Source organism: Segetibacter sp. 3557_3, from assembly GCF_004354985.1.
Classification (GTDB): Bacteria; Bacteroidota; Bacteroidia; order Chitinophagales; family Chitinophagaceae; genus Segetibacter.
In genome coordinates, this window is sequence record NZ_SMSK01000010.1 from 155,820 (window position 1) to 169,394 (window position 13,575).

Sequence of the window (13,575 nt, forward strand, 5' to 3'; positions counted from 1 at the left end):
AAAAGCAGCCAGGATTGACTGCTTCTGTGTAAGCTAGATTGACAAACTACTGGCCAGCTTTCTTTGGTTGTTTAACCGGGCTTTTTTCTAACGGACAACCATTGTTGGCAATGTTGCCGGGAACATTCGGACACTTGTCGTAGTCATCATTTAATCCATCTCCGTCTGAATCTGGTACCGGGCAACCGTTGTATTTCGCAGAGCCGAACTGGGTGGGACATTTATCTTTTGAATCCTCGATGCCATCATGGTCCGTATCGGGACAACCGCCAAAAGGCCTGATCCCCGCTACATCCGGGCACTTATCATCTTTGTCGGCGATGCCATCCTTATCACGGTCGGGACAGCCATTGGTATAAGCAGTTCCCGCAACTGAAGGACAAGCATCGATCCGGTCTGGGATTCCGTCATTATCGGTATCAGCCGGCTTCTCAACCGGGGGTGCCGGCCTCGGCATCATTGGTGCCTGTGGTACAGGTTTGGGTTGCTTCTTGGCCCTGAAGCCGCCAAGATCAAAATTGAGGTTTGTATAGTAGTAACCACCATTGAAACCAAATTGCGTAGCAGCCCGGCTGTAAATAAACCGGCCTTCGTTTTGGTTGCCCACTTTCGTAAGGCGATCGGGATATACATCTGCAATGTTGTTAGCTCCGAGGGTTATGTTCACCCAGTTTAATGGTCTGAAAGTGATGCTGGCGTCGGTCACGATCTTAGCCCCAAACGACTCATCTAATAACGGGTTTACCCTGTCTTTTGTAGCCACCTCACCAAACCTGGTGTTGCGGAGCATGAAACCGATTTTGCCAATCCGGTAATTCAGGTTTAACATCACCTTGTTTCTTGGCTGACCTTCTTCAATTACAGCCCGTTGATCCCGGCTAAACAAAGTGTTGGTGTTTAATGAGTCGGCCGGAAGTTTTGGCGAAGTAATTACGTCGCCCACAACCCTGGTACGATTGAAGTTTCCGGCGAGGGTAATGTCTAATGTGCCTTTACCCATTTTATTATTACTGTTTGCTACGATGTCGAGACCTCGCGTGCGGGTGTTGATGGCATTAGAGAAAAATACAGCTGCGGTCACATCAGGAAAACTCGCCAGTAAGGTGGCAACTGTGGGATTGTTTTTGGTGAAACTACCGGAATACACGATTCGGTCTTTGATTTCTATCTGGTAGGCGTCAACAGTTACGCTTACACCGCGCACGGGTTTTGACGTAATACCCACGCTGTAATTGTTCGACCTTTCTGCCTTAAGCGAGGGGATACCAAACGCTTCCGCAACTGCGCTGTTATTGCGGAAAGTACCCTGCTGCACCGGCACCAACGAAGTTCCATTGCTGATAAAAACGGTGCTAACGGTACTGAAATAACGCTGGTGCATACTTGGTGCCCTAAAGCCATTACTAACGGTACCCCTTAGCGTGAAGGCATTAGATATCGTATACCGGGCGGAAACCTTACCGGCAAAATTTCCACCAAAGTCGCTGTAGTCCTCGTACCGGCCTGCTACATTCACCAGGAACTTGTTGGTCAGGTCCGTCTCAATATCTACGTAACCAGCGGAAACATAACGGGTTTCATCAACCGCATTTGTTGGTTGAAAACCCGGGAAAACCTGGGCACCCCCGGCACGACCGCTTGCCGGATCATAGTTTGTGTAACTGGCCTCTTCACCTTGCCTGATCTTGTAATTGTCGATCCTGAATTCACCCCCCAAACCAACGTTAAAAGATTTCAGGCCCAACTTTGTTCCAAAATCTTTTGCCAGGTTTAAGTTGGCAGTATTTTGTGCAAACTGCAGTTTTCCTGCGTAAAAACGGGTTTGCGCATTAGCACCCAATGCAAACTGCGAAGCATTGTTGGTGTTGTCAATCATAAAGCGAAAAGAATTACTGCCGAAAGTATTGCTCAGGTCCCACTTCCAGCCATTCGTGGTTTCACCATCAACACCGGCCGAAACACTGTTGTCCCTGATTTCAGAATTGATTTGCGGTAGAAAGCCATCAGGATATAGATCTGCAATAACCTGGGCCGTTTGTTTGGGGTACCGGTAAAATCCTGCAGCACTACCCTGCCGGTAATTGGTACCAGCGTTCAGGGTAAAATTGACCCTCTCAGAAATTGGCGCTCCTGCATTGATCATAAAGCCATAATTATCAACTGCGGAATTTCCCACTGCAAGGTTGTTTTTCCGGCTAAACCCGCGCTGCCTGATCAGATCGTTGTCGAGTCGAACAATACTGTCTCTAACGGATGGGGAGGCGCCGCCCGGCACATTGTAATAAACGGTGCCGGTAAAATCACCGGAGCGATTGGTTGCCTCTCTTGAACGCACATCTGCAAAAACATCAAAAAAGCCCTTTTTACCAATCCGCCACCCATGATTAAGTGCAACACCCAACACCCTCCCATCACCCGCATATTGCTGACCTGCGTGCAGGTTGACATTTGTTTTGTTGTAGTCTTTCTTCAATACCAGGTTGATCACCCCGGCGATCGCATCCGAGCCGTACTGAGAGGACGCACCATCGCGCAACACTTCTATTTTCTCTATTGCAGAAGCAGGGATGCTATTAAGGTCTGTACCTACTGAGCCTCTTCCAATCGTTCCGTTTACATTTAACAATGCGGTATTGTGGCGGCGACGACCGTTAATCAGCACAAGCACCTGGTCAGGACCCAATCCCCGTAAAGTAGCCGGGTCAATATGATCAGTTCCATCGGAAATGGTCTGCCGGGACGAATTAAAAGATGGTGCAACAAAGTTGATCATTTGGGTAGGTTCAACCTGCCCGGTTAGTATCAGTTCCCTGCTGGTAAATACATCCACAGGGGCAGTTGTTTGTGTATTGGTGCGGATGGTAGATGATCTCGAGCCCAATACCGTTACCTGCTGCAACATTTGTTCTTTTTGAAGCGTAATGTCAAGGTCAACAGTTTGCCCGTTCGTTAACGTTACCGGACGCTGCTGCGAAACGTAACCAACATAACTGATTACTATGGTATAGCTGCCAGGCCGTACGCGTAACTCAAAATTGCCTGAACTGCCGGTACGGGTGCCGGCCTCACTACCCCTCAGGATTATGGTAGCACCTTCAAGCGGCTGGGTAGAGTCCTTTACGGTACCCCTGATAATTCCTTGCGCAAACGCACCGAGCGTACAAAACAAAGCCGCGGCAAATAAGCCTGTGAAACGCATGGTTGAGGCGAATTTTCTCATGATGTTGATTTATGGATAGATAGGAGATGTTGAAGTTTGTAAAAATAGGGCTCAACGTTCCTGTTGCAATATTAGCTAAGCCAAGTTGAATTAAAGAAACGCTGTTTAGGTGTTCAAATTTTTTGACAGATTATCCCGAACATGCAAATATAAACGGCTCATCCCGGCAGCTGCAGCAAGGCAAAGAGACACAACAGCACCTTGAAGTTCGCAGGACCCGGGCTGCTCCGGATTGATTAGAAAAACATAATTTGCCCTTATGAAGTTTAATAACTGCTGGTCCTATACGATCTTTTTTTTGCTGCCGTGTTTTTGCAGCGCCCAGTCTTTTGTCGGCGCCGGAAAAGCCGTCGACCCCTACCAGCTGAATATTGTGAAAGAACAGCAGTATAGCAGCGGAGCAGTTGTATCGGCTCACCCGATTGCAAGCCGGGTAGGCGCGGAGGTGCTGAAGATGGGGGGAAATGCTATTGACGCCGGCATAGCAACCCAGCTTGCTTTGGCTGTTGTTTACCCCGGTGCGGGCAACATTGGAGGTGGCGGCTTCCTTGTAGCCAAAATGAAAGGTGCAAAGGCTATAGCCCTGGACTACCGCGAGACGGCTCCCGGCAAGTCCGGCAGGGACATGTACCTCGACGCAAACGGGAGGGCACAAACCGACCTTTCTCAAAATGGTCACCTGGCCTCAGGTGTTCCGGGTACCGTTGCAGGACTTTTCGCCAGTATGAAGTGGGCAAAACTTCCTTTCAAAACACTGATTGCACCTGCTATATTACTGGCGGAAAATGGATTTTGCCTTACTGCCGGGGAGGCAGAAAAATTGAATGACCGTGCGGGAAGTTTTAAAAAGTATAATACCGTACTACCGGTGTTTGTTCAAAAAAGATGGAAGAAGGGAGATACCCTGTTTCAAAAAGACCTCGCAAAAACGTTGCGGCGCATCAGCGATAAAGGAAGCGCCGGCTTTTACGAAGGAGAGACAGCCCGCCTGATTGTAGCTGAAATGCAGCGTGGCAAAGGTGTTATTACCCTCAACGATCTGAAATCGTATCGCGCCAAAGAACGACCGGCGCTTATTTTTAATTACAAAGGGCATGAAGTTATCACAATGCCTCCGCCCAGTAGTGGTGGTGTACTGTTGATGCAAATGTTGAAGATGGTTGAAAAGCGCCCCCTTGCGGGTTATGGCTTTCAAACCGCGAAAAGTGTTCAGCTGATGACCGAGGTAGAAAGACGCGCTTATGCCGACAGGGCCGAGCACCTCGGCGATCCTGATTTCTGGAAGGTTCCCGTTAGCACGATTACCAGCGACCGGTACCTGGCTAAAAGAATGCTGGATTACGACAGCACAAAGGCGGGCAGCAGCGCTGCGATAGGTGCAGGAACAGTTGAGAGCCTTGAAACCACCCATATCAGTATCATGGATAGATGGGGCAACATGGTTTCTATTACCACAACCCTAAACGGAACGTTTGGAAGCAAAACTGTTGTTGGTGGAGCGGGTTTTCTTTTGAATAATGAGATGGACGACTTTAGCCTGAAACCAGGCGTTCCGAACATGTATGGTGCCGTGGGCGGCGAGGCAAACGCGATTGCACCACGCAAACGTATGCTAAGCTCTATGTCGCCAACGATTTTATTAAAGAATGGAGAACCGTATGTGGTGGTCGGCACTCCCGGTGGCACCACTATCCCAACTTCCGTTTTCCAAACTATCATCAACCTGGTAGATTTCAAAATGTCGCCTGCGGATGCGGTCAACAAACCGAAGTTTCACCACCAGTGGTTGCCCGATGAGCTGCAGGTAGAAGAAGGGTTTAGCCCAGAGGTGAGGAAAACACTTGAGCAAATGGGCTATACCGTAAAAACGTACGGGGTCACGGGTTATGCCTCAACCATCGGCAGGGTTGAGCTGATCCTGTACGACAAGGGAAAGCTGGTTGCCGTAGGCGACTACCGCGGCGATGACTCTGTGTCCGGCTATTAACCTGATGAACGGATTACGAATTAGCGGATTGACGAATTAAACGCCAACCGCGTCTATTGTTTTGCAATAACTCAAAGCTGGGCAGGAGTCAGTTTTTCATTTTACATTTTGCATTTTTTATTTTCTTCAACCGCAGAGGGAAATGGATTTGCGGATTACGAATTCACGGATTGCGGATTGAACGCCAACCGCGTCTGTTGTTTTGCAATTACTTAAAGCCACGCAGGAGTCCAGTTTTACATTTTACATTTTGCATTTCTCATTTTCTTCAGCCGCAGCGAACGGGAGAAGCGGAGGTTGGCGCATAGGAATTTTCGAATTTCGAATTAGCGAATTGGCGGATTGCGGATTGAACGCCAACCGCGTCTGTTGTTTTGCAAATAATTTAAGCCGGGCAGGAGTCCAGTTTTTCATTCTACATTTTGCATTGTTCATTTTCTTCAGCCGCAGAGGGAAATGGATTTGCGGATTACGAATTGGCGGATTGCGGATTGAATGCCAACCACGTCTGTTGTTTTGAAATAACTTAAAGCCGGGGAGGAGTCCAGTTTTTCATTTTACATTTTGCATTTTTTATTTTCTTCAGCCGCAGAGAACGGGAGAAGCAGAGCTTGGCGCAGAGGGAAACGGATTTGCGGATGGTGGATTAGCGAATAATGATTTGGAAAGCATAGGCTGAGCGTTAGTCCAAAATACACTTTAATGCCATCATTTATTAATTATTCATTGTTCAATGTCGTTTAGTTAAGCCACCTGTTGTTTGATTTTTTCAATAGTGATATGCAGTACAAGAGTGCGACGCAACGATTTACAATTTAAATTCCGGAGCTGGGTCCAAAAAAATTCTTAACTAAAAAAGTCGCGATCAGTTGGGAAAATCGATCTCGTAAAGGCTCGTTCAGCTTTTCAACTTATCAACCATTCAACTTATCAACCTTCTTCCTTAACACCAAACACCTTATACCCAATACCCTCTGCCTCTAACCATTTCTGCCGTCAAAAATGGTTTTAACTTATCAACCATTCAACTTATCTACTAATCAACCTTCTTCCCCAATACCCAATCACCCTCTCCATTCCTATCTAAAAATCTCGATTTTCTTTTCAACTGATCGCTTATTTTTGCCAAAATCTTTAGCATGGAAGTTTTGAAAGTGAGTTGCCCGCAGTGCCAGCACAAGTTTGAACCAGGTGGGGCATTTATGAAGGACTATGAAACACTCGCCCGTCAGAAGATGGCTGCCGAATGGCAGAAACTTAAAGCAGAAGTAGAAAAAGATAAAGCAAGCATACAACAGCAAAAAGAATTGCTTGCCCAGCAACAACAGCAACAGGAACAAGAGGTACAGCTTCGGCTCACCAAAGAACGCCAAAAGCTGGAAGCCCAGCTACAGGAAAGCATCCGCAGGTCGGTTGCTTCAGATTATGAAAATAAGTTACGCATGCTGGAAAGCAGTTGCGCCGAAGGTGAGGAAAAGCTGAAAGAAGCCCGCAAGAAAGAACTTGATTTCCTGCAAAAAGAGCAATCACTCAAAAACCGTGAAGCCGAACTGGAACTTAATCTCCAAAAGCGGTTAAACGAGGAAAGGGAAAAACTTTCCAGCGAAATCAGGGGTATAGAAAACCAGAAACTACAACAACAAGAGTCGGAATTCCGGATGAAGCTTGCAGAGAAAGAAAAGCAGCTGGAGGACCAGAAGAAACTTGCAGAGGAAATGCGGCGCAAAGCAGAACAGGGCAGTATGCAGCTGCAGGGCGAAGTACAGGAACTGTTGCTTGAAGATATTCTCCGCACGGGCTTTCCGTTTGATAAGGTCGTGCCCGTAGGCAAGGGGGTTCGTGGCGCCGATTGTATGCAAATCGTTTGTAATCCATTCGGCAGCGAATGTGGCAAAATCATTTACGAGTCGAAGCGAACAAACAACTTCTCGCATGACTGGATAGATAAATTAAAAGCCGACATGCGCTCACAAGGTGCCGACATTGCCGTAATTGTTACCCAAACGATGCCCAGAGATATGGAGCGGTTTGGTGAGAAAGAGGGGGTATACGTATGCTCGTTTAACGAAGTCAGGAGTTTGTCGATGGTGTTGCGCACAAGCATTCTAAAGGTATTCCAACTTACCAAAAACCAGGAGAATAAGGGTGATAAAATGCACTTGTTATATGACTACCTCACCAGCAACGAATTTGCGGAACAGTGGAAGGCAATAAGAGAGGGCTTTATGCACATGCGGCTAAGCATTCAAAAAGAACGGGAAGCAATGGAAAGGCTATGGAAATCGAGGGAAAAACAACTCGAAAAAGTATTGCTGAATGCGGCCCATATCCGGGGATCGATAGAAGGGATCGCCGGCTCCGATGCGGTGAATATGAGCCTGCTGGAAGACAATGATACGTTGCTACTGGATTAATCTATGTTTCGATAGGTTTAATTCAGGGCATTCCGGAGAACGGACCGGCTGGTATACGAAGTGATTTTTCTTATGATGTTGTCGAGCCTGGTAGCAGATTGCTGTAGTTTTTCAACAAGCAGCTTGTTTTCGGTTGCAACCCGGTTATCGAAATCGAAGAGTTGGGTAAGCCCCAGTATGTTTGCTACAGGAACACGCACTTCGTGTGATTGTATCCAGGCAATTTTTCGCAATTGTTCGTTTTGTTTTTGAATAAGCTTAAGCTGTGTATGTTGCTCCGTAACGTTTCTTAAAAAGCAACTGATCCCGATTACCGTTCCGAAGCGATCTACTATAGGGTTGAAGCTTACCTCTTCGTAAAGGTCCTCTTCTCCCTGTTCTTTTTTCACAACTATTTTGTAAGCCTCTCCCGCAAATGCCCGGTCATAATATCCTTTCCAGGTATGGTAAAGTATTTTGTCGAAGTCGGCTGCGGTGATGTTTTGCACGGGTTTTCCGGTAAGGGTTGAAACACGATCCCAAAAAGCATTGTTCGCGGTAATTACATTGTGCTCACGATCAATTGACCAGATCATGTCTTTGGTATTATTGATGATTGCCCGCAGCTTTTGCCCTTCATTAAATATCTCCTCCCCCGTTTTTTTCTGCTGCGTAATGTCAACAAGATAAACCGACATCCCACCATTCGTTGGATAGGCATTTGCGGAAACCCAGAGGTCAAACAAGGGGTAGTATTCTTCAAACTGCACCTTTACCTTGTCGTTCATCGCACGATTATATGCATCATAAAACTTCAGGTTTTTTATATCAGGAAACACCTCGTAAACATTTCTTCCAAGTACTTCTTCAGCCGTTTTGCGGAACAATTTTTCGCAAGGTTTATTAACATAGGTAAACTTCCATGTTTTGTCCAGCGCAAAAAAGGCGTCGGTGATACTATCGAGCATCATGCATTTCTCTTTTTCTCTTTCCGCAAGCTCTTGCTCAACCCTAACCTTCTTATCAATATTAAGCGACATAACTACGATTGCTTCCTTCCCATTAAACGATGTTGTATGCGCAAAAACATGAACAAATAAGATTTTTCCTGCTTTGTTCACGTGTCGCCACCGACCAAAATCATGATAATGCGCCGGCAAATCCACGTTAGCTTCCCGGAAGAGAACACTATCTTCCTTGGGCCGTATATCCAAACAGGTCATGGTAAGAAACTGTTCCCTGCTGTAACCATATTGTACCATCGCTGCGTTATTCACTTCCAGGAAACGAAAGGTATCCTTTTCATAAATAAACATTGGAGCGGGATTGTCATGAAAGAGGAGATCATGATCATTGTCTTTGCGCTTTCGCTCGATTGCGTGCAAGATCGATTTTGCCAGTAGTTCCGGAGAGATTTCGTTGTATGCCAGGCAATCCTGCGCACCTTGCCTGATCGCTGATAGCCCCTCTTCGTCAGCGGAAGATTCTGCAAGCACGATAATCGGCAGGTAAGGAAAGAGCTGATGTATTTTTCCGAGGGTATCCGCCGGAGTCGAGTCAGCAAGCTCCAATTCAGTAAAGACCAAACTTACTGTTGTGCTATTTAAGCGGCTTACCGCATCAATACTATCGCACACGATTATTTCATCGGGTTGATAACCGGCCTCGTACAAGCCTGGCAACACCTGTTTAATACGACTCAACTTTCCTCCGATCAGTAGTAGCTTCAGCACATCGATAGATTTACCACCTCTGAACGAAACCAACAGGGTATATATTGCAGACTGCACGGGTAAGCAGGTTTAGCTCATGAGCAGAACGCATCTAAGTATCAACTTATAAGGACAGCTTTTATAATTTCCTGCATCCGCCGGAATGCTTAGGTAAATAACCCATTCTTTTAAGCAAAGAATTCTTCCTGATAACGTGCCTATTTTGAAGTGATTTGCAGCTTCAATACCCGGGGAAGCGCGCGCGATAACATGGTTAGTGCCCCCCGGTTGTTGCAACGTCGTAGTCTACCCCCTGCCCTTTTAAAACTGTCTTTGCGCGAACCGCATAAAAGGCAAGGTATAGGAAACAGATTACGCCAACGATGTAACTGTATTGTATGCCAAGGATTGCGTCTGATGCGACTGCTCCCTGTAACCAACTAATAATTCCCCCACCCATGATCATCATGATCAGCAGGCTGCTTGCCTGGTTGGTATGCCGGCCCAGACCTGCAACGGCGAGGGTAAAAATACATGGCCATAAGGTGCTGCAAAATAAGCCCACGCTGATGAAGGCAAATACGCTGACCATTCCGGTTGTTAGCATGCCAATTAAGAGCGCAAGTGCGCCCATAGCCGAAAAAATCAATAACATGCGCGCAGGATTTTTCCTGCTTAGCATATCGCCTGCGATCATTGCGATTATCACCAGGCCATAAACATAAAACTGGCTAATGTCGTGTTGCGCAATTGCGTTTACAATCAGGAACACTGCGAATGCAACATACGGGATCACAAAACTTACAATCTTCTCCGTTTCTTTCTTTAAACCAAATGCGCCTACCGAAGCCGTCCAGCGACCAATCATCAGGCTCGCCCAGTATAAGGAAATGTATGGTGCAATCCGCTCTGTGGGGATGCCAAGATTACTGCTCATATATTCCGGCAGGTTACTGGCAGTTGATACTTCCACGCCTACGTATACGAAAATGGCGATCATTCCCATCCACAATTGCGGGTACTGCAGGGCCGACTTACGCTGGCTGACACCGGTAAGTTCTGTGTCGGCTACGGCTTTTTCTTCGAGGTCGATCTTATTGGGAATTGAAGAGAACTTGAAAAATATGGCCACCAGGATGAATGCCGCACCCAGGATGAGGTATGGGGTTTTTACGCTTTCAATGCTCGCCACAGATGAATTCGCCGAAACGCTTCCAAAGATGGCATAGCTTACCAGCAAGGGACCTATTGTAGTTCCAAAGTTGTTGACACCACCCGCCATGCTCAATCGCTGTGAACCGGTTTTAGGATCACCAATAACAACAGCGAGTGGATTTGCTGCAATTTGTTGGAGTGAAAATCCAAGGCCTACAATAAACAACCCGCTAATCATGAGCGGGTAAGAAGACGTATTTGCAGCAGGGTAAAAAAGCAGGGTTCCGATCGCGGAAATCACCAACCCTAATGCAATCCCGTTTTTGTACCCGATCTTGTTTAACAAATCACCCCCGATGGATTTTGAGACGCCGATGTAGATAATTGAACCAACCGTATAGGCTACATAAAATGCAACCGACACAAGCTGACTTTGCGCCTGCGATAGGTCGAACGCTTTTTTGAAAACCGGGATGAGTATGTCGTTACTTGCCGCAACGAAGCCCCAAAAGAAGAAAACTGATATCAGCGTTCCGAATTGGCCCCATCTTGTTTGTTGGTGGCCTGTTGATGTAGTCATGAAGTTGGTAGGTTGTCGGGTTAGTAAGTTTACTGCTTCCAGTGCTAAAGCTATGATTTGCAAATTATCTACAAAATATTCAGGCTTATTTCTTTCTGCCGGCTGACTTCGGTTCTGTTATGAAGCAAGCGAATCGTTTACCCAAACATTGGGAACTGTGGTGCAACAGGTTTGCGCCGTACGAATTCTACGGCTAGAAAGGTGAGGATAGAAAGATGGTCCCGGGAACACCAGGCGATGCAGGAGCTAGAACATTGATAGCTGGAGGGGCTTTACCTGCACAACCACTGGTTGGGTTTGCACGATCGGGAGTCCGGTATTGGTAATGGTATAAACGGGTGTTTCATTATACCTTGGTGCAATAACAACCTCTGTTCTACCGGCGCAATCCCTGAAGAGTTGTTCCACCAGTTTTGGACAATTGTTGTTTTTCGAAAGGTGTGCCAGTATAAGATGGCTCAGACCCGGGTGCCGGTACCTGGTAAACAATTCAACAGCTTCACGATTGGAAAGATGACCCTTACCGCCCGTAATACGACGCTTAAGAAAATAGGGATAACTTCCGGAAGCGAGCATCTGTTCATCATAGTTCGCCTCGAGGAAAACGGCCTGACATTGCTTAAAATAACGGATCACTTGTTCGCAGGAACTGCCAATATCGGTAAAGACCCCAACGGTTACTTTTTCGTGTTCAACTATAAAACTATGGGGATCGCCTGCATCATGAAACTTTGGAAACGCACTTACGTTTAAGCCACCAATAGTAACAGGTTCGTGCGCGCTAAAGCTCCTCACCAGGTGATCTTCCAGTTTTAGGTTACAGTGTTTTAAAGTATTTGTTGTGATATATACCGGCAACTGGTATTTTCTTGACAGCACACGCAACCCAAAAATATGGTCTGAATGTTCATGCGAGATAAACACCGCGCGCACATTGTCCATCGTTAGTCCGCAGCGCAACAGCCGTCGCTCGATTTCTTTACAAGATATGCCTGCATCAACGAGTATGGCATCGGTATGATTGCCTACATAATAGCAATTGCCATTACTACCCGAATTTAGTGAGGATATGAACAGGGACATAGCAGGTATTAGCATCACCGACTTACGCAGGAAACTTTGGTATCATGGCTAAAGGCTCCCGGGGTGAGAAGGCGAAAATACTATACTTTTTAGCAAAAAGCAGATGTTTTTTACCGGTGCAGTGCTACCGGCCGTAGAAATTACCGGAGCTCAATCTCCGCTTCGTACGTTTGCACCTCACGCGTGCTGGGTTTGCCAGCGCGTTTACGTTTCTTCTTTAATTTGTTCAACCATATAATCGTTCCCGTAACCGGAAGACTGGTTGCAATAAGACAGGCAAGAAAATAGAGGATTTTAGAGAAAGTGCCGAAAATCTCACCTGTATGCAACGGCTTTATTGAACCGGCAATTTGTTCGTTAAGGGGTTTATCCGCAAACCGTTCTGTTTTCAACGGTGTACCGGTATACTGGTCAAACATTACCCGGTCAGCTGCCGACAGTGCAAAAAATCCGGTCCTGTTTTTTAATACCGTAACAACTGCACCACTGTCAGCAGCAAGGTTCACCCGGTAATCGCCCTGGTATGGAAATATTTGATCAGCTGCCTGCAAGACCGTGGTCAGTGCAACAGGAGTACCCACGGTAGCGGATGACTGTAATGGCTTTTCGTTTCTGCCCCCAAAAACTTTTGCTCCCAAAACTTTGCTTGCCCCGTCTTTATACCATTCAAAGGACCAGCATAAACCGGTAAGGGTCATAACGAGCAGCAGGAATGAGGAATAAAAGCCCAGGGTATTGTGCAAATCATGGTTAACCCGTTTCCAGTTGCCCCTGAATTTAACTTTAAAGCCCTGCTTCCAGTTTTTTAAACGTGACGGAAACCAGATTACCAGGCCAGTAATGATGATCGCAAGAAAGATAAGGGTTGCGGTACCAACAATAACCCGTCCTACGCCGGTGTCCATCAATAACCACCGGTGCAATTGCATGGTAGTGGTGAAAAACTTCGAGGTACTTCCGCCATCCTCCCCAACTATCTTACCTGTATAAGGGTCAACAAAGTAATTTTTGGGTCTTGGTGCGCCAGCTTCTTTTGGCGCGCCCGGCTTTGCGCCCGGGGATGCTGCTGCCTTTGCTGATTCGTTCTCCCGTTTGGCCGAACCGGCATTTGGCCGAACCGCCTTCTTATCTTCCTTTACCCGCACCCCGAACTGGTAACTGCGTTCAGGATCGGATGGCATAGACAGGGATACTACAGTGCCTTGAAGGTTTCCCTGAACCCGGGCAATAAGGGTATCTGGTGATAACCGGGTGCTGCCCGCCGGAACGCTAACGTAAAACTTTGACGGGCTTAGCAACCTTTCGATTTCAGCCCTGAAAGTATAAACGGTGCCACTTAAACAAACCACGAAAAGCACCAGGCCGCTTGCAAGCCCCAGCCATAGGTGAATATCAACAGCGAGTTTCCGGAAAGAAAATTTAATCATTATATATCTTAACTAGAG

The 13,575-nt window shown here is 46.8% G+C and carries 7 protein-coding genes; 2 read left to right on the forward strand and 5 right to left on the reverse strand.

Annotated features, from left to right (window positions below):
* Nucleotides 1-46 precede the first annotated feature (46 nt).
* A complete protein-coding gene (locus EXU57_RS15595) occupies nucleotides 47-3,220 on the reverse strand; it encodes a TonB-dependent receptor (RefSeq protein WP_133269157.1) in 3,174 nt (1,057 codons plus the stop codon).
* 259 nt (nucleotides 3,221-3,479) lie between these two features.
* Between EXU57_RS15595 and ggt the strand changes: the two genes are divergently transcribed.
* The gene (ggt, locus tag EXU57_RS15600; protein ID WP_133269158.1) at nucleotides 3,480-5,207 is read left to right on the forward strand and encodes a gamma-glutamyltransferase; all 1,728 of its coding nucleotides are present in this window, start codon (nucleotides 3,480-3,482) and stop codon (nucleotides 5,205-5,207) included.
* Between the two features lie 1,139 nt (nucleotides 5,208-6,346).
* Complete coding sequence (locus tag EXU57_RS15605; protein WP_133269159.1) at nucleotides 6,347-7,621, forward strand: DUF2130 domain-containing protein; 1,275 nt, start codon at nucleotides 6,347-6,349, stop codon at nucleotides 7,619-7,621.
* Between the two features lie 17 nt (nucleotides 7,622-7,638).
* Here EXU57_RS15605 and EXU57_RS15610 read toward each other — a convergent pair whose 3' ends face one another.
* The 4 genes from EXU57_RS15610 to EXU57_RS15625 form a co-directional block, all read right to left on the reverse strand.
* Nucleotides 7,639-9,390: a PAS domain S-box protein gene (locus EXU57_RS15610; RefSeq protein ID WP_133269160.1), complete on the reverse strand. Its 1,752-nt coding sequence runs from the start codon at nucleotides 9,388-9,390 to the stop codon at nucleotides 7,639-7,641.
* A 196-nt stretch (nucleotides 9,391-9,586) separates the two neighbouring features.
* Nucleotides 9,587-11,047 carry an MFS transporter gene (locus EXU57_RS15615; RefSeq protein WP_133269161.1) on the reverse strand — a complete coding sequence of 487 codons (1,461 nt, stop codon included), beginning with the start codon at nucleotides 11,045-11,047 and terminating at the stop codon, nucleotides 9,587-9,589.
* Nucleotides 11,048-11,293: 246 nt separating this feature from the next.
* Nucleotides 11,294-12,130, reverse strand: coding sequence for an MBL fold metallo-hydrolase (locus tag EXU57_RS15620; RefSeq protein WP_133269162.1), 837 nt, complete (start codon nucleotides 12,128-12,130; stop codon nucleotides 11,294-11,296).
* 140 nt (nucleotides 12,131-12,270) lie between these two features.
* Nucleotides 12,271-13,557 carry a PepSY-associated TM helix domain-containing protein gene (locus EXU57_RS15625; protein WP_133269163.1) on the reverse strand — a complete coding sequence of 429 codons (1,287 nt, stop codon included), beginning with the start codon at nucleotides 13,555-13,557 and terminating at the stop codon, nucleotides 12,271-12,273.
* Between the last annotated feature and the right edge of the window lie 18 nt (nucleotides 13,558-13,575).

Excerpts from the sequence above, each read along its gene's own strand:
- EXU57_RS15595 (WP_133269157.1), bottom strand. The coding sequence starts at position 3,220 with ATGAGAAAATTCGCCTCAACCATGCGTTTCACAGGCTTATTTGCCGCG.
- ggt (WP_133269158.1), top strand. The coding sequence starts at position 3,480 with ATGAAGTTTAATAACTGCTGGTCCTATACGATCTTTTTTTTGCTGCCG.
- EXU57_RS15605 (WP_133269159.1), top strand. The coding sequence starts at position 6,347 with ATGGAAGTTTTGAAAGTGAGTTGCCCGCAGTGCCAGCACAAGTTTGAA.
- EXU57_RS15615 (WP_133269161.1), bottom strand. The coding sequence starts at position 11,047 with ATGACTACATCAACAGGCCACCAACAAACAAGATGGGGCCAATTCGGA.
- EXU57_RS15620 (WP_133269162.1), bottom strand. The coding sequence starts at position 12,130 with ATGTCCCTGTTCATATCCTCACTAAATTCGGGTAGTAATGGCAATTGC.
- EXU57_RS15625 (WP_133269163.1), bottom strand. The coding sequence starts at position 13,557 with ATGATTAAATTTTCTTTCCGGAAACTCGCTGTTGATATTCACCTATGG.